This is a genomic window from Streptomyces halobius (genome assembly GCF_023277745.1).
GTDB lineage: Bacteria > Actinomycetota > Actinomycetes > Streptomycetales > Streptomycetaceae > Streptomyces > Streptomyces halobius.
On record NZ_CP086322.1, the window covers coordinates 1 to 21,422 of the forward strand.

At 69.3% G+C, this 21,422-nt stretch carries 18 protein-coding genes; 9 read left to right on the forward strand and 9 right to left on the reverse strand.

Annotated features, from left to right (window positions below; all coding sequences use genetic code 11):
* Positions 1-713: MvdC/MvdD family ATP grasp protein (locus tag K9S39_RS00005; protein WP_248861246.1), on the reverse strand; the 713-nt coding region annotated here is incomplete at its 3' end.
* A 3-nt stretch (positions 714-716) separates the two neighbouring features.
* Positions 717-983: a putative ATP-grasp-modified RiPP gene (locus tag K9S39_RS00010; RefSeq protein WP_248861247.1), complete on the reverse strand. Its 267-nt coding sequence runs from the start codon at positions 981-983 to the stop codon at positions 717-719.
* A 334-nt stretch (positions 984-1,317) separates the two neighbouring features.
* Here K9S39_RS00010 and K9S39_RS00015 point away from each other — a divergent pair, with 334 nt between their 5' ends.
* The 3 genes from K9S39_RS00015 (at position 1,318) to K9S39_RS00025 (ending at position 2,812) form a co-directional block, all read left to right on the forward strand.
* The gene (locus K9S39_RS00015) at positions 1,318-1,674 is read left to right on the forward strand and encodes a hypothetical protein (RefSeq protein WP_248861248.1); all 357 of its coding nucleotides are present in this window, start codon (positions 1,318-1,320) and stop codon (positions 1,672-1,674) included.
* Positions 1,675-1,752: 78 nt separating this feature from the next.
* A complete protein-coding gene (locus K9S39_RS00020; protein WP_248861249.1) occupies positions 1,753-2,508 on the forward strand; it encodes a hypothetical protein in 756 nt (251 codons plus the stop codon).
* Between the two features lie 13 nt (positions 2,509-2,521).
* The gene (locus K9S39_RS00025; protein ID WP_248861250.1) at positions 2,522-2,812 is read left to right on the forward strand and encodes a DUF6087 family protein; all 291 of its coding nucleotides are present in this window, start codon (positions 2,522-2,524) and stop codon (positions 2,810-2,812) included.
* A 349-nt stretch (positions 2,813-3,161) separates the two neighbouring features.
* Here K9S39_RS00025 and K9S39_RS00035 read toward each other — a convergent pair whose 3' ends face one another.
* The 3 genes from K9S39_RS00035 to K9S39_RS00045 form a co-directional block, all read right to left on the reverse strand.
* Positions 3,162-3,653, reverse strand: coding sequence for a hypothetical protein (locus tag K9S39_RS00035; protein WP_248868539.1), 492 nt, complete (start codon positions 3,651-3,653; stop codon positions 3,162-3,164).
* Between the two features lie 67 nt (positions 3,654-3,720).
* Positions 3,721-5,721: a helicase associated domain-containing protein gene (locus K9S39_RS00040; RefSeq protein WP_248861251.1), complete on the reverse strand. Its 2,001-nt coding sequence runs from the start codon at positions 5,719-5,721 to the stop codon at positions 3,721-3,723.
* 29 nt (positions 5,722-5,750) lie between these two features.
* On the reverse strand, positions 5,751-6,044 hold the full coding sequence (locus tag K9S39_RS00045; protein ID WP_248861252.1) for a DEAD/DEAH box helicase family protein: 294 nt from the start codon (positions 6,042-6,044) through the stop codon (positions 5,751-5,753).
* 140 nt (positions 6,045-6,184) lie between these two features.
* Between K9S39_RS00045 and K9S39_RS00050 the strand changes: the two genes are divergently transcribed.
* From K9S39_RS00050 to K9S39_RS00075, 6 genes are all read left to right on the forward strand, one after another.
* Positions 6,185-7,330 carry a TniQ family protein gene (locus K9S39_RS00050; protein WP_248861253.1) on the forward strand — a complete coding sequence of 382 codons (1,146 nt, stop codon included), beginning with the start codon at positions 6,185-6,187 and terminating at the stop codon, positions 7,328-7,330.
* A gap of 471 nt (positions 7,331-7,801) precedes the next feature.
* Entirely contained in the window at positions 7,802-8,263 is a 462-nt protein-coding gene (locus K9S39_RS00055; RefSeq protein ID WP_248861254.1) for a hypothetical protein, read from the forward strand.
* Positions 8,264-8,722: 459 nt separating this feature from the next.
* Positions 8,723-10,360, forward strand: coding sequence for a hypothetical protein (locus K9S39_RS00060; protein WP_248861255.1), 1,638 nt, complete (start codon positions 8,723-8,725; stop codon positions 10,358-10,360).
* Complete coding sequence (locus K9S39_RS00065) at positions 10,357-11,103, forward strand: hypothetical protein (protein WP_248861256.1); 747 nt, start codon at positions 10,357-10,359, stop codon at positions 11,101-11,103. The genes K9S39_RS00060 and K9S39_RS00065 overlap by 4 nt, the downstream gene beginning before the upstream one ends.
* Positions 11,104-11,106: 3 nt before the next feature.
* Positions 11,107-15,690 (forward strand): hypothetical protein, encoded by a 4,584-nt coding sequence (locus K9S39_RS00070; protein WP_248861257.1) that lies wholly within the window; start codon positions 11,107-11,109, stop codon positions 15,688-15,690.
* Positions 15,687-16,856, forward strand: coding sequence for a hypothetical protein (locus K9S39_RS00075; RefSeq protein ID WP_248861258.1), 1,170 nt, complete (start codon positions 15,687-15,689; stop codon positions 16,854-16,856). Before K9S39_RS00070 ends, K9S39_RS00075 begins: the two co-directional genes overlap by 4 nt.
* 7 nt (positions 16,857-16,863) lie before the next feature.
* Here the strand turns inward: K9S39_RS00075 and K9S39_RS00080 are convergent, their stop codons facing one another.
* From K9S39_RS00080 to K9S39_RS00095, 4 genes are all read right to left on the reverse strand, one after another.
* Entirely contained in the window at positions 16,864-17,439 is a 576-nt protein-coding gene (locus K9S39_RS00080) for a transcriptional regulator (protein WP_248861259.1), read from the reverse strand.
* The gene (locus tag K9S39_RS00085; protein ID WP_248861260.1) at positions 17,439-19,031 is read right to left on the reverse strand and encodes a helix-turn-helix domain-containing protein; all 1,593 of its coding nucleotides are present in this window, start codon (positions 19,029-19,031) and stop codon (positions 17,439-17,441) included. The genes K9S39_RS00080 and K9S39_RS00085 overlap by 1 nt, the downstream gene beginning before the upstream one ends.
* Positions 19,032-19,045: 14 nt before the next feature.
* Positions 19,046-19,378: a hypothetical protein gene (locus K9S39_RS00090; RefSeq protein ID WP_248861261.1), complete on the reverse strand. Its 333-nt coding sequence runs from the start codon at positions 19,376-19,378 to the stop codon at positions 19,046-19,048.
* A gap of 781 nt (positions 19,379-20,159) precedes the next feature.
* A protein-coding gene (locus tag K9S39_RS00095) for an IS3 family transposase (protein WP_248861262.1) occupies positions 20,160-21,412 on the reverse strand; the annotation gives its coding sequence in 2 pieces (ribosomal slippage) (positions 20,160-21,130 and positions 21,130-21,412; 1,254 coding nt in all).
* Positions 21,413-21,422 lie beyond the last annotated feature (10 nt).

The window sequence follows — 21,422 nt, forward strand, 5'->3', positions numbered from 1 at the left end:
TCCAGCGCGCCGTCCGGGGCGGCGATCTGCTGGGCGAACACCTTCTTCGCGACCACGGTCACCCGCACATCGCCGGTCTTGGGGATCTCCGCCTGGAACAGGTGCGCGGTCACCGCGAGCGAGTCGTCGAAGGAATCCGGATCGACGCGCTGAGCCCAGATAGCCCCGGTGTGCCCGTCCTCGCTGCGGGGCAGGCCGCGGAACGTCTTGTAGATGACACGGCCGTGTCGGGCGGCGAACTTCCGTGCCTGCTCGACGTCGTTGGTGACCAGGGTCGGCGGGATCGCAAGGCCGAGCTCGGCGAACCGCTGGAGCTGGGCGGGCTTGAAGTCCGTGCGGGTCACGGCGGACGGGTGGTTGACGTACAGCGCGCCGTGCAGGTCGTTGAGGACGCCGCCGAGTCCGTGTCTCGCCTCGGCGGCGGCGAACTCCCGCTGCTGCTGGGGCAGGTGCTCGTACCGGGCGGCGTACGGGGTGGGGCGGCGGTAGTAGACCGCCGCCACCTCCCCCAGCTCCACCTCCCGGCTGCCGGTGCGCAGCCGCCCGCCCCACGCCGGGGACTGTACGCCGATACGGAACCCGAAGGTCAGGGCCGGTCCGACGGCGGGGGGGTCGACGCGTACGACGGGCACCTCACGCTCGTTCAGCGCGGCGATGACCCAGTCCGCGGTGACGTCTTCCAGCGCGGTGACGACCAGGACGGTGGAGGCCATCGGTCAGTCCGACTCGTAGTCGGTGGTGTGGTCGTCCTGGGCCTGCGGCTGCGGGTTCTGCCCGTCGCCGCCCCCGGACATCGACGCGGTGCCGGTCGTCCTCGACGTGCCGTGCTTGCCCATCTCCACAACCTGGCCGGCGCTGTCGGTGTAGCGGGCGGTCTGCGAGGACGCGTCCAGCGTCACCGTCGCGTACGACGGCGGGCCGACCGGCAGCCGGTCGGTGACTAGCCGCATCGCCCACGGAGCCTCGGGTGCAAGCGTCGCCATGCGAAATCCCTTCCCCTCATGCCGAAAGCGGTCAACCGGGCGGCTGCCGCCTGAGCAGAATCGGTGCCCGACACCGGCCCTGACCAGTACCGTAGGGGTCGCGAACCGTGGCGAAAATGCCACGCTCCGTATACGCAGGCGGGGAGGGCGAGAAGGCGATGGCAGCAGATCCGGCAACCCGCACCTGGCACTGTGGATCGCGGCGACGGGCCTGTCCCACGGCGAGATCGCCCGGAGGATCGCCGCGGCGGGCAAAGCCCGAGGCCACCGGCAGATCGCGCCGGACGCCACCCGCATCCGGCGGTGGATCGACGGCGAGAAGCCCCGCCCGCCGGTGCCCGCCCTGCTCGCGGAAGTCCTCTCCGACGCGGTCGGCCAGCCGCTCACGCCTGGTGATCTCGGCCTGACGGCCACCGGCCCGGTGCTGGATAGCATCCAGCTCCCGCTGCTGACCGAAGCAGCCGCCCAGGCCCTGGCCGGATGGACGCAGATGGACTTCATGAACCGCCGCGACACTCTCAAGCTCGCCCTCGGCGCCCCGCTGATCCTCGCCGCCGAACGGATGCTCGGCGGCACCGCCCGCGCGCTGAACCACGACCGCAAGGGTTTCGACGCCGACACCGTCACCGCCCTCGAAGAGGTGACCGCCTTCTTCACCAAGGCCGACGCCTCCAAGGGCGGCGCCCTGTAGCGCTCGGCTATCGTCGCCCAGCTCGACGAGGTCGCCCGCCGCATCCAGGACGGCGTCCCGCCGACGCTGAAGACCCGGGTGTTCGCGGCGACCGCCAACCTGGCGGCGCTCGCGGGATGGGTCAGCCATGACGCAGGCCGCTACGGCATCGCCCAGCGCCTGTGGAGTTACGGCACGTACGCCGCCGGCGAGGCCGGGCAGCGCGACCGCGGGGTGGAGATCGTCACCCGCATGTCCCACCAGATGATCTACCTCGGGCACCCGCAGGACGCCCTCGGCCTGCTCGGCGTCGCCGCCAAGAAGGCCACACTGCCCGCGACGAAGGCGCTGGTCGCCTCGCAGACCGGGCGGGTGCACGCGGCCCTCGGCGACCAGCAGCAGACCGAGCGGCACCTTGGCGATGCCGACGAGCTCCTGGCAGGCGGGCTCGGCGACGACATCCCCGAGTGGGTGGCGTACTTCGACGCGGCCGAGCACGCCGGCGCCCGCGCGGTCTCCGCCCGCGACCTCACCGGACTCGGCCGGAGCAAGCAGCCCGCGAGCATCCACTTCGAAGACGCCCTCACGCTGAGGAAGCCCGGCTTCGGCCGCGTCCGCGTCATGGACCGCGTCGGGCTCGCCGCCGCGCTGTTCGACGAGGGCGAGGCCGAGCAGGGTGCCGCCGCGGCCCACCAGGCACTCGACGACGCCGCCCGCATCGACTCCACTCTCGTCGCCTCCCGGCTCAACACCCTGCTGGACGCCGCCCGCCCGTACGAGACCGCCGCCGTCGACGATGTACGAACGCGGGCGCGGGATCTCGCCGCCGCACGCCCGACCACGATCGCCGCCTGAGACCATCGAGCGCATGGGCAAGCACTCGCGTCCCGGACCCCCCAACCAGCCCTCCCGCGCCGTCCCGCGCGTTAACGCCGACGACCCGCTCGCCGCATACAACAAGCGCCGCCGCCCGCCGATGGACATCTACCGCCGTCACCGTCCGGTGCACGGCGGCGCCGGCCACCTCCGGCCCGACGAGCCACGGGTCCTGGAGGAGTGGGACGACTTCACCTACCAGGTGGTCGGCACCGCACCGAACCTCGCGGCGGCCCAGGAGTGGGTGAACGAACTTCAGATCGGCGACGAGCCGGCTGCGTAAGGGCCGTTCGGTGAGGCGAGCACCGTCTGCAGCTCGCCAAGGCCTGCCGCGGAAGGCCGCTGGCGGATGGTTCAGGCGGCGAAGCCGATGTTGGAGACGTACTCGTACTGGCCCCACTGGGAACCAGATCGGGAAGGACGTCGGTGGTCCAGGCGTCGTCGAGAGTTTGCAGGTCGTTGTTGACCCCGGCGGTGACGATGCGGTGATCAGGGCGCAGCGTACGGCGTTCGGGGGGAGCCGGAGTGGGCGAGCAGCTCGTGGGGCTGGGGGCGGTGGGCATCAGGTTGTCCTCACCATGATCTTGACACATCGTTGCCTTGGGATCAGGTGCGGTCTGGCAAGAGGGCGGTTACCAGTAGAGGAAGTCTGCCCCGTACCGGTCGAGTCCGGCCACCAGGGTGACAGCGTCATCCGCCACCTCCCGGCGCTGCTCTGGTCCGCGGACATTGTGCTGAGCACTGTTTGTCTGACCCGTGCGGTATCCCTGGGCAAGGCGGCGGAAGGTGACCGAGGGGTGGAAAAGAGTGTCCTTGGGCGCGTCTTGGTCCACGAGTACGTCAGGAAGGCCGCCGTGCACTTCGGAGGTGATCCAGAGTGCCCAGTCCACCAGCTTTTTCACCGCCCGCGCGTCCTGTGCGGCGCAGTCGAGCAGGACCGTCCGGCAGTCCTCACATTCCTCTACCGTCGCGTAGAACAGCTCGTCTGCCAAGACATCGCTCGGGTCCGCCAGCAACACGGACGGCGGCGAAGATCGTGTACGCCGGCCCGCCTCGGAGTGTGTATGGACAGCGCTGGTTGCGGTCTCTTCCTCGGCTTTCTCGGCAGGTTTACTGGCCGGCATCACAGCTCCTCGTTCCTCATCGTCGTTCGTCGTTTGAGGTGGGGGCGGTCTTCTTGCGGTCGGTGGGTCAGCGCCATCGCATGTCCAGCGCCTGAAGGGCATTGATCTGCTGTGTGGTGAGCCGGGTGACGTTACGGCGTCGTTCGGACAGCCAGCGTCGCAGATGGAGCGGGTCGCCTTGGTCGTTGCCTCGGTAAGTGGCGGGGACGGCGAGGTGCTGGTGGGCGCGGCGGAACAGGTAGGCCTCCCGCAGTCCTTTGTGGAAGGCCCAGGCCGAGTATCCGCGGGGTCGGCGCAGTAGGTAGGCGAGAGGGTGGCGCAGGGGAATCTGGCCGAGGAGTTCGTGCTGGGTGGTGGTGAGGCGGGGCAGGGCGGCGATCTGGTCTGCCAGCCATTCGCTGTAGGGGTTTTCGGCCTGTTCGGAACCGTGGTCGGGGAAGGGCACCTTGTTCCGGCGGGCGGCGGCCACGACGGCGGCGTAGGTGCGGCGCCACTGCCCGGTTTCGTCCCAGCGGCTGTTCCACCAGGGGTAGATCTCGTTCAGGGCACGGTAGTAGCAGTAGGGCAGTTCGCGGCGGTCCGCTTCGGCGCGGAGCCGGGAGAGCCGTGCGCCCAGGGGGATGCCGCCATGGGATTCGCCATGGGCTGGGACCAGGTGGCCGTGCCGGGCTACATAGTCGCGCGCCACGTCGAGGGTGAACTCGATGCTGGTGCGGGAGTGTTCCCATGGCATGTCCAGCAGGTCGAGGGCGTCGGCACGCTCCGGCAGAAGCATGCCGTGCTGGTTCAGGCTGCGCTGCGTGCCCAGCCACCAGCCCAGGTAGAAGCCGTCGGGGGTTTGGTAGCGGCCGGGGACGTTCAGGTGGCCGTGTTGGGTGTGGAATGCCTGTGCGTGTGCGTAGGCGGCATCCCAGATCTGGTTGGGGGCGGGGGTGTGTTTGGGGTGGAGCAGGTCGATCAGTTCGTCGGCGCGCAGCGGGCGGGCGGGGGTGTAGGGGCGCAGGGTGCGGTCGCCGTTGAGGAAGTGGATGCGGTCGAAGACGAGTTCGTCCCAGACGCTGAGGCTGATGAGGATCTGGTGCAGCAGGTGGAAGCTGGTGCCTTTGACGCCTTCTTCGAGCTGCTCGTCCGGGCTGAGGTAGACGGGGACGATGATGCGGGCGATCTTGCCTTGTCCGGGGGTCTGGCGCAGGGCGCGTCCGACGGCCTGGAGGATCTGGATCGGGCTGCTCTTGGGTTCGGCGAACAGGATGGAGTCCAGGGAGGGGATGTCGACGCCCTCGGTGAAGCAGTTGCAGTTGCTGAGCACTGCCCGCCGCGGAAGATCCTCTCCGGCGGGGGCGTGGGCGGGGGTGTCGATGAATTCCTGGACCCGTTCGCGGCGGGCGAGGGGACGGATTCTGCTGTGGACCACGTTGCTGACCAGGCGGCAGCGCATGTACGGCGGCATGAACTCGGCGGTCTCGGCGAGGGTGTCGGCGTAGGCGGATGCGTCGGCGATGTAGGTGTGGAAGGTGAGGGTGCGTCTGAGGTCGTAGAGGTGCTGGGCGTGCAGGAGGGCGACCTGTGCGGCTGCCAGGCGTAGGCCTTCGCTGGTGGCGTCGATGCGTCGGGGGTTGCGCAGGGCCTGTCTGAGGTCGTTCTCGGTGACTTCGACGGCGACGATCTCGTAGTCGGCCAGGAGTCCTTGGGCGATCGCTTCGGCCAGGGAGAGGCGGTAGACGACGGGCCCGTACAGACGCGGGTCGTCCATGGAGCCGAGGATGTCCTCGCCTGCGTCGGGGGCCAGAACGCGGGGGGTGGCGGTCATGTGGAGGCGGTAGCGGGCGGGGATGAGCGCATCGTCCAGGACGTGCGCCCAGGCTTTGTTGCCGTCGCCGGCGGTCCGGTGGGCTTCGTCGCAGATCATGAGGTCCCAGCGGGCGAGGTGATGCTCCCGGTGGGCCTCTTCGACCTTCGCCTGCGAGTGATAGGTGCAAAAGACGTTCAGCGGCCCGAAGGCTGCTGCCCGGGCGGCGTGGTGGGCCAGTTCCTCGGCCGAGGTGACGCGCAGGAGACCGCCGGGCACCGTGCCGCCGCCGTCCTCCCAGCAGACGGTCAGGTACAGCCCCCGGCGGCCCTCGCGATGCCAGACTTGTGCGGTCTGGTAGAGCAGTTGGATGTTGGGGGCGAAGAGATCACATTGCCGTGCGGGGCGATGCGGTGGGCGACGTGGAGGGCGACGTGGGTCTTTCCGGTGCCGGTGGCCATCACGACGCTGGCGCGGGCGTAGTGGTCGAGGAACGCGGAGACGGCGTTACGGACGGCGATGGCCTGGTGGCCACGCAGCGGGGTGACGAACGGATCTTCCTGGTCTTCGGTGAGCTGGTCTTCGGATGCGGTCCCGAGCACCGGTCTCCCCCTCGTGATCATGTACCGGGAATCTCATGGTCAGCGCGGATATGGTGGCCGGTTGCCCTTTCGAGGCCAGTTCACCCTTTCTGGCGTATTGGACCGGTGAGGAGGGTTCGACAACACGGAGACGGCGCAGCATGACAGGCGCCGGGCTGCTGAGTGGCGGCCGCCACCAGCAAGCAGGGAGGGGGCAGGGGGTGGGTGAACAGGCGGCCCAGGCATGGCTGTTCGGCCCTCGGCAGCCGCTACCGGTGCACGTGCCGCCGGTGCGGGGGGAGTCGACCGGCAGTTACGTCAGCCGGCTGGCACACGGTCAGGGACTTCAGCTGGAGGAGCTGCTGGAGCGGGTGGGCTTCGGGCAGGCCTCGCGGGATCCGGCGCGGGTGCGGGCCTACCCCTCCACCACCGAGCTGTACGTCAACGAGCAGGGGCTTGAGTATCTGGCGGTGCTGTGCGGGAGCACGGCCCGTGCGCTGCAGGAGGATCTGCCGAGCACGGCCGCCCACCTGCTGGAGCCGACCACCGGCATGGAGCCGGTGTGGACGTGGCCGTGGCTGCCGCGCCAGGGGCATCTGGTGCCGCTGTGCGGGACGTGCGCCGCCGTCGGCGGGGTGCACGAGACGGTGTGGATGATCAGCCCGGACCGCTGGCGGGTCTGCCTGGAGCATCTGCGGTTTACCGACAGCGACTCCACCGGGGGTACGTGGGGGCTGTCGCTGAAGCTGCTGCCGGAGACCATCGCAGCCCACCGGGAGCGCGAGGTCCTGCACCGGCGATACGGGCCGGCCGGTGAGGAGTTGTTCGCCGACGCCTTCCAGATCACGGTGCACTGGTGGACACACCTGCCGGGCACCCCACGCTGGGTGCAGCGGGCGCGGGACGCGGGCCTGAGGGCGCACGCGGTGCCCACGGCGCCGCTCGTTCTGATGCCGGAGGCGGCGGCCGTGGCCGCCCACCTGGCCGCCTTCGAGCACGCCAACAAGCGCGACGGGCAGGCCCGCACCCGGTGGATGGATCAGATGCGGGAGCAGATGGACCAGTGGGGTGTCGACTTCCCGGTCGGCCGATGGGCGTTGATGGACTGGCTGCAGCGGCACAGCGTCCCCGCCGCCGCTACGTCCGAGGCCGCCGGCGAGCGCAGCCGCAGGCCCGCGTCGGGCGTCGGCCTGCCGCAGGAGCTGCGGCTGTCGCCCGGCCATACGCAGGTGGCACAGCCCACCGAGGTGCTGGGGGCGGCGTCATGTCTGCCCTGGCAGCTGGGACAGCCCGCATGCGACATGTGAGCCCCGGCAGCCGGGCAGGGCGGCCTGCGGGCGGCACCCCCAGCGGGAGACCCGGAGCTGACACGGCTTGCGCACCGGAACGGACTGGGCCTGGCGGGCTTTCCTGGACCGGGTCGGGCAGGGCAAGGCGTCCGCGGATCCTGCGCAGGTGGAGAAGTGCCCGCAGTACACCGAGATGTACGTGAACGAGGCCGGGCTGCGTTACCTGGCCGTTCTGGCCGATCGGCCCCCGGACGTTCTGCAGCGGGCCCTGCCCAGCCTGGGCACAGCCCAGCTGCTGCCGGGTCAAGAAGAGGCAGTGTGGACGTGGCCGTGGGAGCCGCCCGCGGGGCACCTCGTGCGGTACTGCGCACTGTGCGCGCGTGGCCGCGGAATCGGTGAGGCGGCATGGCTGATGTCGCCGGACAGCTGGCAGGTCTGTGGACGCCACGCGTACTGGTGTGATGACCCCGCAGCCATGATCCGGAGTTCGTGCGGCTGGCGCGGATTGAGGAGGTGGTGGAGGCGCACCGCTCGCGTCGGCGGCTCGCCGCACGCCTGGGGCCGGCTGGCGAAGAGCTGTTCGCCGACGCTTTCCAGGTCGCGGTCCACTGGTGGACGCGGATGCCGGACACCACGCGCTGGGTGCAGCGGGCCTGGGCGGCCGGGCTGGGAGCCCGGGAGGTACGGGCGGCACCGCTGGTGATCTACCCGGAGGCGGCGGAACTCGCGCGCGCCATGCTGGGCTTCGAACGCATCGGGCAACGGGATGCTGTGGGGCGTGCTCGGTGGCTGAAGGGGATGGAAAAGGTGATGGACGACCCGGCGCGTCCGGCGGGCCGTCACCGCCTGGTGCTGGCCGTGGGCCACAACCGCATCGCGTCCGGAACTGGTTCTTTGGACCAACGCTCTTACCTTCCCTGGCAGTTGGGAATGACGGCTGCGGAAATGTAGCCTTCACCTGCCAAACCGGGTGGTTTCCTGGTAAGGGTTTTCCGTTTCAGGTGAGCCTGTCATCCCGGCTGCTACTCCGCCTCCGGCCTGCCCGCGCTGTCTCCCTCGGTCTCGGGCACTAACCATCGGTCCCCGCCTTGTCTCCGCCTGTCATGCCGGCATTGAACCGCCGGAAGGCAGCCCGGCGGGCCGTCTTCACAGCAGTGAGGGCTCGGCAGGGTGATCGGCAACATCCGGCTCACCGAGCGGCGCCGTACGGTCCTGACGCGCTCGCCACACGCTGGTTTGGAGCGCGCGGTGGGGGAGGGACTGGGGGTGGGCGCGTTGCAGGTCGTTGCGTTGCCGGCCTGGCTTCCGATGCCAGAGGGGTCGTTTTCATCCGTTTGGTCGCGATCCGCATGGGTGGCCAAATAGCCTCTTTTCGTATGTTTTGTCAGTGCTGACTGCTGCACTGACGGCATGACAGAACACAAGGCGTTCCTCGACGGCTCGAACCGTGCGGAGGATCACGACTTCGACCCGATGGTCCAGGCCCTGCTGGACCGGGAGGAACGGCGGCTGCTCGCCTCGGCACCGCCAGTCCCCGACGGTATTGACGAGTGGCACGCGCTGGTGGCCGAGGCTGGCTTCGTCCGGCGCAGCTCAGTCCTGGCCCGCGGAGCACCGTTGCACCGGATCGATCAGAGGCAGGCGTGGCAACGGTTCCCCCGTGATCGCTACGACCCCCGCACGCTCGCCCTGGCTGCGCTGGAAGCGGTGGTGAGCCGTCAGGAGATGGAGGCGGAAGCAACCACCGAGGAGGTGGTGGAGTTCCTTGCCTCTCTGGCGGCGTCAGCGGCGCCCGAACGGGATGCCTCGGAGCACCTGGCGGTGGCCCGGTTCGTCCTGCGTGAGCTGCTGAATGACGCGCAGGACGGGGAGGAGTTCGACGTCTCGTACAGCGACTATCGCGAGGGGCACAGCCGGGTGACCCTGTCGCTGCGGATACTGGAGGAGGGCTTCGGTCGACGTGGCCAGGCCGTGCTTCGGGCCACGACTCCGGCCATCAACCTGCTGCTGTCCGGGCTGGACCACGACCTGGAGGACGTCCAGGCGGCGAAGGACATGATGCTGCGCCGCCAGGTGGATACCGGCCGGTGGAGCCGGGCGGAAGAGAGCGCAGCGGAGAGCCTGAAGCTGTCCCTCATGTACTGCGAGCGGGTGCGAGCGGTACTGGAGGAGACCGAACGCGATGTGCGGGCGGTGGACTGGGGTCAGGACGTGCCCAAGCTGCTGCAAGCGTCCCGCGAACACCTCGGTGAACGGCATCGCGTGGAGCGCGAACTGATGGAGTACATGCGCGGGGTCCGCAACGACGTGGAGGACGCGGACGTACGGCGTACCTGCGAACGGATCCTGCAGTTGCTGGGTCGGGCCCATCTGCGCCACACACAGCTGCTGGAGAAGGTCATCGACGCCCGTCCGGCGTTCTTGCGCTCGCAGGCCGAGCAGCGTTTTCGGCCTCCCCCGCGCCTGGCGCTCGTGGGGATGCAGAAGGACGTACTGGAGCCGGTGCTCTGCCTCGGTGTCGAGGACGCCGAGGCCGTCGTGATCCTCTTCGCCGACGCGGCCGGCGGGCCGGTGATCACGCACCGGCCGCGGCTTCGGGACTGGTGGGCATCGTTGCTGGCCCCGGCGCGCGAGGTACAGGAGACGTGCCCCGACGAGGACATCGAGCTGATTGCCGACGACGCCGGTGAACTCGACATGTACAGCGAGGAGGACGTCGCTATCGCCCGCACCGTGCTCATGGAAGCCCTGCGTGCACCGGTACGGCTCTCCCGGCTGCTGGAGCAGGCGCTGGCGCACCGGGTGGAGGCTGCCGACCTGCTGGCCGTCTGTGTCCTGCGGGCCTTCGCCCCGGACCCCGAGGAGGACGAGGAGGAGGCGATGGCGGACGAGTTGGCGGACCTGCTGGGAGAACTCCTGGTGGTCCTCGACGACGGCGCCGTCTTCGATCTCGGCACCCTCGCCGGCAGCGATCTGCTGCTCGTCCCCGCCCAGTCGTTGATCCCCGATCCCACGTGCGCCGAGGACGACGTGGAGGTCCTGGCATGACCACTACTGCGTATGTCTACTCCCCGGCTGACCTGGCCGACGCCTCCGCGTTGGTGCGGTTCGGCTGCCAGCCGCGCCTGCGGCCTTTGGGCATTCCCCAGTACCGGGATCTGCTGCAGCGCTACCGCCTGAACGGGCCGTTCCGCGACGCGGTGGACGCGGCTGCGGACGGCCTGGACATGGACCTGATCGAAGCTCACCAGGTCGAAGGGCTGATCCTGCACCCCCGGGAGGGTTCGTGGCTGTCCTACCGTCTCAAAGACCACCCCAAGCTGGGGGTCAAGGACCGCCTCGTCCTCGGGCTCGTCCACATCGCCATCGCGGCCCGCGCCTACCCCACCCCGGCGGACTTGGAGGAAGAGAGCGTCAAACGGACCTCGCTCACTGAGGTCGACGACTTCCTGCGGCGGCTCACGGACCGGCTCCGCGAAGCAGCCGTGGACGCGGACGGCCTGGCGGTGCCTCACGCCGAGCTCCAGGCCGCCTGGCGCGTGTACGCGAAACTCCCGCCCTCCCAGCTGACGCCGACGCGACAGCTGTCGCAGTCCAGCACCCAGCGCGTGATCAAAGAGGCGCTGGACTGGCTGGTGGACCAAGGGATGGCCTACGGCGCCGACGAGCTCGGGCCTGGGCACTACCGGCTCGCCCACCGCTTCCGCGTGCAGGTGCGAGAAGCAGCCGCCACGGCGGCCTTCACCGTGCTGTGCGACCTGCGCCGCGCCCACCTCGCCGAGGAGGACTGACTCATGCTCCAACTACGACGTTTCCGCCTGGAGAACATCGGCCACCGTGCGGCCGGGTTCAAATCGCTCGTCCTGGACCTGACCGGCGGACCGAGCTCCATCGACGGCAGGCTCGTGCAGCCGGTGGACGTGATCCTGTGGCTGCGCAACGGCGGCGGCAAGTCGAGTCTGCTTTCGCTGTTCTTCAGCCTGCTGCTGCCGGCCAAGAAGGACTTCATCGGGGCTCTCAAGGCCAAGTCGCTCGCCGAGTACGTCCCTGACGGGCAGGTCTCCCACGTGATCGCCGAATGGGGGGACTCCGAACGGCCCGCGGCCGGCGCAGTGCTGCTCGCCGGAGGGGTCTATCAGTGGCGCGACCGTCAGCGCCCGGCGGACTTGAGCAGCGGCTGGGAACGCCTGGAGCGCCGCTGGTACCTGCTGCGGCCACAGCCCGGCGGTCTGGAACTGGAGTCATTGCCGGTGCGCGCCGAGGGCGGCCAACTCACCATGAGCGCGTACGTAAAGGCGCTGGAGGCGGCGTACAAGCTGGAACGCCGGTTGCAGCTGGTCGTCGCAGACGAGCAGTACACGTGGGAAGAGCAGCTGGAAAGCCATGGTCTGGACCCTCAGGCCTTCAAGATCCAGAAGGCTATGAATCAGGAAGAGGGCGGCATCACCGAGCTGTTCAAGTTCCGCACGGTCGAGGAGTTCGTCGATTTCCTCATCGACATGATTGTCGATGCGTCCGCGCCCACAGCGGCGCGTGCGGCGCTGTCCAAACACGCCGACAAACTCGCCGCCCGGCCCGCGCGTGAACTGGAGGAACGCTTCCTTGCCGAAGCGGTCCTGCGGCTGCGACCGGTGCAGAAGGCCACAGCTGAGGTCGCCGTCGCTGAGCAGACGCTCTGCCAGCAGGTCCGGCTCGCGCGTCGCGCCGGCGAACACATCCAGGCCCAGGCCGAGCACCAGGAACAGGAGTCGGCCTCCTTGCGACAGCGCGCCGAAGCCGCTGAACGTGAGGCGCAGGAGGCCGACGGCCGGGTCGAGGACCGGCAGCGGCACGTGGCCGCAGTACGGGAGGCAGCCGAACGACTGCGGGTGAGCGATTGCGAAGGGGAGCATGCCACGCGATTTGAGGCAGTCGGTGCCGCGGGGCGGGAGCACACGGCCTGGCAGGCGGTCCCCTTGCTCCTGGAGCTGGCGGACCGGGAGGACGAGCGGCGGCAGGTCAACCGGCTGCTGGCGCGTGCCCATAGTGAGCAGGCCCCGCTGCGGGAGGCTGTAGAGCAGGCCGGTGCCGCGCTGTACGCCAAGCTCGAGGATGGCCTCACCCGACTTGCGGGCGAGGCAGACCAGGCGCGTGCCGAGCTCGAGACGGCCACCGCACAAGCCCAGACGTGCGAACGAGGGTACGAGGAGGCGGTGGCCGCGGCCGGCCATGCCGAGAGCCGTGCTGCATCCGCCAAGGCCCACTGCAAGGACGGAAAGGCGGAGCTGGCGGCCGCCCGCCGCGCGGGCGTGCTCAGCGAGCGGGAGGAGCCACACGAGGCTCTGGAGCGCCTCGTCCACGCGGAGGAGGCGGCCCGGGAACAGGTGGAGCAGGCACAGCGTCAGCTGGAGGTGGCCCGCGAGCGTACCAGCGATACCGCGGCGGAGCGGGTGTCGTACGCCGGTCGGCTCAGTGCTGTGCGGCAGCGGCACGACCAGGTATGGGACCAGTGGAACACGCTGACCCAAGAACGCCGAGAGCTGGTCGGCGAGCCGCGTCTGAGAGAACTGGCGGGCATCGGGGATGCGGCAGGTGAGCTGGACCTGGATGAGGTCGGAGCTGACCTCATCGCGATGCTCACCGACCGGGTAACGGACGCGGACGCGGAACTGGCCGCCGAGCGTGCCCGGGCGTTCGAGGATGAGCGGCTGCGCGCCGCGCTGGACCAGGACGGGTTCTGTCCGCCGCCCCACGAAGTCGAGCAGGCCGTCGCTGCCTTGCGGGAGCGCGGTGCCAACGCGGTAGCGGGGGTGCAGTTCCTACGTGAGACCGTACCCGCCCACCAGCATGACGAAGTCCTCGCGGCCATCCCCCATCTGATCGGCGGAGTGGTCATCTGCGGACCGGTGCCTGGTGATGATGTGGCGGCTCTGGCCCGGCAGGCCAATGTCGCGCTGTCCACGGTGATCGCCATCGGGACCGACGACCAGGCCCGCGCCCTGCTGTCCCAGCCACCGGGCGGCATCGCGGTCCTGCCGCTGCGCCCCTCGGTCCTGGAAGCCGATGCCGGCGAGGAGGAACTACACCGCGTCAGTGCGCGTCTGGATACCCTGGAAGAACGTCTTGCCACCATCACCGTGCGGCGTGAGGCCGATCGCGCCCTCATCGTGCGGCTACGGAACCATCTGGAAGCATTCGGCACGCGGGCGCGCGCCGCCCTGGAAGAGCTCCTCAGCCGACTCGACGACGAGGTGAACACGCTCACCGAGCGCACGAGCACTCTGGCCCAGCAGGCAGCAGAAGCCGAGGACGCCAGCTGCCAGGCGGAGCGCCGGCTCGCTCACCACACGAGCGCACTGATGGCGCTCGCACAGGCACTCCCCCAGATCCGGGCCCTAGTGGAGACGGCCCGCATGGTGGAGCGCTGGGCAGCACAGGGGCAGCGGGCCCGGACCGAGGTCCGTGAACACCGGGCTGATGCACGGGGGTTGAAGAAGCGGTGGCATAGCGCCCAGGAGCACAAGCGGGCTGCGGAAGCAGCGCTTCGGCAGTACCGGGAGCGCGCGGAGCGCTGGGCCGGTTGGGTGGAAGAGATCGGACAGGAGCTGTCCGCCGAGGTCATCGACGCCGCACGTCCGGCTGCAGTACCCGAGGCAAGCGCGCAGGCTCTGCGTGAGCGCTGGGGACAGGCTCGTCGGGACTGGCGAGGCGGCATCAGCGACACCGCCCTGCAGCAGCGGCTCACCACCGCCGAGACGGCCATCGACGGCCTCAACCAGAAACTGGTCAAGGCCGGTTCCACGGCACGCACGCGGGCGGCGGAACTCGCTCAGCAAGCCGACGCGGCGGATACCGAACGCCTCACCGCCCGCATCGCCACCGCCGCCGAGGCCCTCAAGAAGGCCGAGCGGGCAGAGACCGAAGCGGGCCTGTTGCACCGGCAGGCCACGCGAGCCCACGAAGCGGCGGCCGCCGCGCTGGAGGACCTCGTCCCGGGTGCGGAACGGCTCGCCCTCCCCAGTACCCAGGCGGCTCAGGAGAAGCTGCAGGCAGAGGAACAGCTTCTGGAACGGGACCGCAGCCTGGCCCAGGTGCGGCGGCTGGACGCCGAGAAGATCCACCGCAGCGCCGATCTGGCAGGCAGTCATTCCGCACGACTGCGGCAATCGGCCGGTGCTCTGAGTATGGCTGCCGACCACCAGCCACCCGATCGGAGCGCCGACGGCGACGCGGACCTGACCATTGACGCTCTCCTGCTTGAACAGCACGGCCTGTCCGCCGTGACCGCTCAGACCTTGCAGCCGCAGGATGCCGAACGGATCAGGGACGCCCTCCTGCGCGAGGTCACCCAGGCCGCACGCGCCCTCGAGAAAGCAAAGAACACCCTCCGCAAGCACGTACAGCAGGTGGAACGGCTCGCCCTCCAGCCGGAGTACACGCCGGTCGTCGACGGACGGCTGCGGGAACGTCTGCAACAGGACCTGACCACACCGGCACGGCTGGCCGCGCTCCTAGCAGACGTCGAAGAGCGCGAGCGGCAGGTCATCGCGCTGCTGGCCGAGTCCGCCGAGGACCAGGCCCGGGTCGTCGATGCCTGCGCGAGCACCGTCGAAGCAGTTCTGGACAGCGTGGAAGAAGTCGCCCGCCACTCCCGCCTCCCCAAGAATTTGGGCAACTGGTCCAACCAGCGGTTCCTCTCGCTGGAACTGCGCCAGCGCGCCCGCGGGGACGAACTGGCCCGCAGACTGTCCGCCGAGGTCGACCGGCTCATCGCCTCGCTGCCAGCCACCGCCGCAGGACGGGCCAGCGCCCTGCCCGAAGCGATGCCCCTGGCCAAACAACTGGTCCTGGCAGCGCTCGGCGGCCGCGACAACATCGTCGCGAAAATCATCAAGCCGACACAGAACCTGGACACCGTCGAACGCGAATCCGTCACCGTGATCCAGAAGTTCAGCGGCGGCGAACTCCTGACGGTCTCCGTACTGCTGTACTGCACACTCGCCCGGATGCGCGCCGCCCAGCGCGACCGCCGCATCCCCGGCGGCGTGGGCACGCTGGTCCTGGACAACCCCTTCGCAAAGGCCAACTACGGGCCCTTCCTCGACCTGCAGCGCCGCGTCGCCGGGGCCCACGGCATCCAGCTCGTCTACACCACCGGCTCCAACGACCTCCCGGCACTGGGCCGCTTCCCCCTCATCATCCGGATGCGCAACGGCGTGGACCTGCGCACGAAACGACGCTACGTCCAGATCCTCGAGCGCTACGGAGACGCCGTAGCGGCCGGCGTCGCCCGCGCTCAGGACGACGACTGCATCGCCTCCGCCCATCTCCTGCGCCGCAGCGCCCTGCCCCCTAAAGCCGGTCCACGCGCCGAGATGCCCGAGGAGGAGGCCGGGTGAGCGCCGCCGATCGCATGGCCGCATGCCTCGCCCGGCAGGCCCGCCAACGCGTCAGCTTCGACGCACTGGCAGCCGCAGCCGACGAGGGCGACTCCAGCCTGACCACCTCGCCACGGCGCCGACGCATCCTCGCTGACGCCGCCCAGACCCTGAAGAATCGCGGCCTGGCCACGCTACCCAAAGGCAGTGACGGATGGGACTACAGCGCCCACCCGCCCCTGCCCCGCTGGGTCAAGCGCACCCAGGCCACCCGTCCACCCCGCCGCCGGCCCGCACCACGGGCGTACGTAAAGCAACTGGACTTCGCCACCACCATAAAGCTGACGGCTGCCGATCACGCGCTGCTCGGCCCCATCAACACCCTGCTGCGGGACCAGCCGGATGCCGAGATCGTCCCGCTTGCCGACCGCTCCTACCAGTTGTTCGGCGACGAGAAACGCCTCAAGGACATCGAACGCCACCACCTCGTGGACAAAGGGCTTCTGGACCTCACCACACACCTGCGGGCACAGCCCACCCCCGCCCCGCTGGCCATGTACGAACTCGGGCCCGCGCCCTGGCTGCTCATCGTGGAAAACACCGCCGCGTTCACCAGCCTGCGCGACATCCTCAGCACCTGGCCCGACCGCAGCCAGGTCGGCTGGCTCGGCTTCGGCGCCGGCGACCAACTGACCGCCTCCATCCCCACCGCCCTGACCTCCTTCCACGAACGCGACCACCCCATCGACGACCTGCTGATGTACGCAGACCTCGACATCGACGGACTGCACTGCGCCCAGCACACCAGCCGCCGGGCACAAGCCGTCGGTCTTCCCCCATTGCTGCCCGCAGCCGGCCTCTACCAGGCCCTCCTCACCCGTCCGCCGCGCTCCCACCCACCTGCCACCGCCGACGAGGCACGCACTGCAGCGGCCTGGCTCCCGCCCCACCTCGCCGCGCCTGCCGCACAACTGCTCACCGACGGCCTGGTCCTGCGCCAAGAAGCCTTCCCCAAACCCCAGCTCCGTGCCCTGCTCACCCCGGATGTACCCCTGCTACCCCAGCTCCGCGACGGCGCGCCGGCCAGAACCGCCCCACCCACCCCAGCGAGCTACCGAACTGCTCCACCCGCGTCGACGCTCTCCGCTGTGCGCCACGAGAGCGGGGGACCTGCGCCTCCCGAGTGACGGGTGCCTATGCGGCGAAGCCGACGTTGGTGACGTACTCGTACTGGCCCCACTGACTGCCCAGGTCAGGCAGGACGTCAGTAGTCCACGCGTTGTCAAGGCCCTGGTAGTCACCGGCCGCCCAGGAGCCGACGATCTTGTCCCAGCGGCGCACATTCATCGTCCGGTACTCCACCACCCGCTGAAGCTGCTGCGGCACCTGGGACTGGTTGAAGGGGTGGATCTCCACCCGGGTGCCGCGTCCGTCGCGGTTGAGGCGGGCCAGGAGGTAGCGGGCGACATTGCGGCGGCGCACCGCGCGGTAGGCGGTGTCGATGCGTTCCAGGTTGGCCTTCGACGGGCGGCGCTTGCCCTCCAGCCACGCCTTCAGCGTGCGGTCGGTGACCGTCAGCCCGGCGTCCTTAGCTGCATTCCAGCTCTTGTCCGACTTCGTCAGGTAGTGCAGGCGTGCCATCAGACCGCGTCTGGCGGTCACAGGGGTGGCAATGCCGCCGGCGAGTTCGTCGAGCTTGCGCGCGACGGCGTCGCTGCCCTTGATGCCCCGGGCACCGAATTTCCCGAAGTCGAGATTCTTCTCCGGCATTACTCCTGCTCTTCCCCCACGGCAACGTCGGTGTCGGTGTCGGATGTGGCGGTGTACACGTCCTTGACCTTGACCTCGGTAACACCGCGTCCTTCGGGAAAGACACGGTGCCAGTCACCGATGACGTGGAGTTCATCCGTACCCATGACACGTACGACGGCCAGACCCTCATCGTGGGCTTTGAAGGCCTTCAGCCAGAGGTTGGCGAATGCTTGGGAGCGGATGATGTGCATCCAGTCCGGACGGTAAAGCTCCCGGTTGTAGTTCGACTCCCCCATCGTGGACACGAATTTGGAGTACATCGCCTTCACGTACTCCAGCGTCACCGTGTCGCCGGCGGCGATCGCGGTGTCGCGGGCGTCCTTCAGGGCGATGCGGAACTTCTCCAGGAGGTTCTCGGTGGCGCCGGAGGTGTAGGACTCGTGGATCTCCGGCGGCGTACACAGCCCGTACTTGGGGCCGGACAGCCGCAGCAGGAGGCGGAGGGTCGGTTCGGTGACCCACAGCGGGCCGGGCTCGTCCCGCTGGCCGATCGGGTTCGGCAGCACGTCCTCGTGCTCCCAGGCGGGCGGGGTGATCAGGTGGACTCCGGCGCGGCGGCGGTCGTGCGGGAGGCCGGTGGAGTGCTCGAGCTGTCCGAGCGGGAGGTGGGTTTTGAGGGCGCTCAGGTAGGCGCCGTTGATGTCGAGCGCCGTCACCTCATGCTGACCGGGCGGCAGATCAGGGCGGGACCACTTGGGACGGGCCTCCCAGATCTGGTCGGCGCCGCGGGAGGTCTGCTTCTTGAGGATGTCGGGAATCCAGGGGTGAGCGATCACGTCGTATCGCGCCCCCTTGCGGGTCTCGTCCAGCAGCCGCATCGCGTCACCGATCGCGCGCTTCCGCAGCGCTGCGGTGGCTGCTTCGACGTCGCCTTGGTGCTCAGCGAGCGCGCCCTGAACAGCGCTGTGGACCAAGTCGACCGGACTGGGCGGCTCCTTAAAGGCCCGCCGGGCCGGCCCCTTGGACCGCTCAGCGCCACCACCCACTGGACGTGCCGAGCGTGCGGGACGCGGCGGCGACTTTGCCGTTGGCGTACCTGGTACGGCGGTGGACGTGGATGCCGGGGTTTCGTCGGCGGTAGCGGGCTGGCAGTCGGCCGCGTTCAGGTGCTGTGCGAACCCTGCCACCCGCTGCTTGGCCGGGCGGCCGCACAGCACACACGGCTCCGGTGCGGCGAGCATCTCCACCTCATCCCCGTCCTGTTGGCCAGGCTCCGGCACAGGCCGGCAGGCGTCGGCTGCCGCCGTGCGCTGCGGCACCGCGGGCTGCTCAGCAGATGGCACCTTCCCGGCCCCGGTCCCAGTCCCGGTGGTGAGCTTGGCGCCCAAGCCGTCCAACAGGTAGGCGTACTTGGTGCGGACCTCGCCAACCGGTTCCCGGCCATCCTCCCAACCGGTGACCGTGGACGGGCTTACCCCCAGCGTGCGGGCAACCTGCGCTTTGGAGAGCCGGGCCTGCTCCCGCAGATCGCGGCGCACCTCGGCAGCAGGGAGCTCGGCCTGCGGACCGACCGAGGCGAGCAGCGAGTCGATCGCGTCGAAGTCACTCACCAGGCCGCCCCCTTTCAGATGTAGGTGACAGGGTTGCGGGACAGATGCGGGCTGGGAGTGGACCGGCCGACGCGCGGATCGCCGCGCAGGAGGTCGCCTTCGAGGGCGTAGCGGTCTCCGCACTTGGAGATCCCAGTGATCTTCGCGACCGCGAGAACCATGCCCTCAGTGTTGATGATCTGCACTTCCCCTTGGGACAAGGCCCGGTCAGCGTTGAACTTCCACACGCCCCGGCCGGCCTCCCATGCCTCGTCCTCACTCATACCCGGACGCCACCCCAGAGTGGACCGCTCCAGCCAGTCATCCGCATCCGCGGCTCGCTCAGCACCGATCTGAATCTGCAGCACCCGCCCACCCTCCAGAAATACTCTTCAACTTGTTGTGAAGTTACCACTCGGCCGACTAACTTCGCAACAAGTTAGACAGTATTCAACTCGCCTGACACCAGGCCGACTTCCCCCCGGACCACCCGACGCGACGGACAACTTCCCACAGCCAAGACACATGGTAGGAAGCCCCGCGCAGCACCCGGCCCGCACACACCACAACCGATGCGCACACGCGATTCACACACGTCAACGAAGCCGACATCTACCGCCGCACCAAGGCAGCCACAGACAGCCCGGCACACATGTCAGCGGGCGAAGACACACCACGGCGCAAAACGACCGAGCAGCACGGCAGACCACGCCCCGTCCCGCCGCTGACCTGGGGGTTCACAGAACTGCGGCCAGAGCCCCTCCCACTCGCAGGACTTGCTCTCGGGGATGCGGCACGCCGCACCGGCCGCAGACGTACGCGCCGACGCCGAGACCGAGGACCATCGCGGCCCACTGCGGCCTGGCCGAGCAGGCCGAGGCAGCCTTTGCCTTGATATCCGTTTCCGCCCGGGGCACGCGCGCGAGGTACTGCTGCGGTTTGTCGTTCCCGGTGAGGCGGCCGACGGCGCGCGGGCAGCAGACGAGGAGTTCACCGCCGACCGTCAATGAACGGGAAGTAGATGGCCGCGCAGAGGCATGGTCAGGCAGCCGTGCAGGCGTTTGGTCGCCTCATGGCCCACGCCGTAATCGATCCGGTCGACCTCCCGTGCGGTGGTGTACATGAACCGCCCCGGGTTCGGTAGAGAGCTCAGATGGTGGTTGTGACCTGGGGTTTCGTGGTTGCTTGGTAGTGGCTGGCTTCGTATTCGGCGGGCGGGATGTGGCCGAGCTCACCGTGGAGGCGGCTGTGGTTGTACCAGTCGACCCACTCGGCGGTGGCCAGCTCGACCTGCGACAGCGTCTTCCACGGCCGCCGGGGCTTGATCACCTCGGTCTTGAACAGGCCGATCGTGGACTCCATGAGCGCGTTGTCATACGCGTCCCCGACTGAGCCGATCGAGGCTGCGATGCCGGCCGCGTCCAGGTGCTCGGCGAGCGTGAACGATGTGTACTGCGAGCCCGCGTCGGAGTGGTGTATCAGCTCTCCTGCGCCGGGTCGGTGGCCGTCGCGGTCGCGCTGCCACAGTGCCATCTCCAGTGCGTCCAGGACGAGTTGGGTGTGTTTGGTGGTGGCTGCGGCCCAGCCGACGATGCGGCGGGAGAAGGTGTCCACGACGAAGGCGACGTAGACGGTGCCACTCCAGGCGGCCACGTGGGTGAAGTCCGCGACCCAGGTGCGGTTCGGGGCCTTCGCGACGAAGTCGCGGTCGAGCAGGTCCGGCGCCCGCGCGGCCGTCGGCTCCGGGATGGTGGTGATGACCTTCTTGCCGCGGACGGCGCCGGCGATGCCCAGCTCGCGCATCAGCCGCTCGACGGTGCAGCGGGCCACCGCGTGGCCCTGGCGGTGCAGTTGCCGCCAGACCTTCCGGGCACCATAGACACGGTAGTTGGCCTCGTAGGCCTCGGTGATCAGCTCCTTTGTCACCTCGTCGCGCACCGCGCGGGCGGAGGGCTTCTCCTGACGCTTCTTCGCCGCGTAGTAGGTGGAGGGGGCGATGCTGACACCGTGCGCGGACAGCACGGTGCAGATCGGCTCGACGCCGCCGAAGCGGTCCCGGTGCTCGTCGACGAACGCTACGAGCGTGTGTGTGGCCGGTCGAGCTCGGCCGCGAAGAAAGTCGACGCGGCCTTGAGGATCTCGTTCGCCCGCTTCAGCTCGGCGATCTCCTTCTTCAGGGCCTTGATCTGTGCGGCCTCCTCGGTGGTCGTCCCTGGCTGCCTGCCCGAGTCGATCTCGTCCTGCTTGACCCATTTGCGCAGCGTCTCGCGTGAGCCGATGCCCAGCTTCTGCATCACCGCGTTCATCGCGGCGGTCTCGGTCGGGTAGTCACCGCGGATCTCCGCGACCATGCGCACCGCACGCTTGCGGAGCTCGGGCGGGTAGGAGGAGGGACGTGCCATGACTCTGATC

Bases quoted from the DNA above. Each gene is read 5' to 3' on its own strand.
- K9S39_RS00010 (WP_248861247.1), bottom strand. From the start codon at position 983: ATGGCGACGCTTGCACCCGAGGCTCCGTGGGCGATGCGGCTAGTCACC.
- K9S39_RS00025 (WP_248861250.1), top strand. From the start codon at position 2,522: ATGGGCAAGCACTCGCGTCCCGGACCCCCCAACCAGCCCTCCCGCGCC.
- K9S39_RS00035 (WP_248868539.1), bottom strand. From the start codon at position 3,653: ATGCCGGCCAGTAAACCTGCCGAGAAAGCCGAGGAAGAGACCGCAACC.
- K9S39_RS00050 (WP_248861253.1), top strand. From the start codon at position 6,185: ATGACAGGCGCCGGGCTGCTGAGTGGCGGCCGCCACCAGCAAGCAGGG.
- K9S39_RS00060 (WP_248861255.1), top strand. From the start codon at position 8,723: ATGACAGAACACAAGGCGTTCCTCGACGGCTCGAACCGTGCGGAGGAT.
- K9S39_RS00065 (WP_248861256.1), top strand. From the start codon at position 10,357: ATGACCACTACTGCGTATGTCTACTCCCCGGCTGACCTGGCCGACGCC.
- K9S39_RS00070 (WP_248861257.1), top strand. From the start codon at position 11,107: ATGCTCCAACTACGACGTTTCCGCCTGGAGAACATCGGCCACCGTGCG.
- K9S39_RS00080 (WP_248861259.1), bottom strand. From the start codon at position 17,439: ATGCCGGAGAAGAATCTCGACTTCGGGAAATTCGGTGCCCGGGGCATC.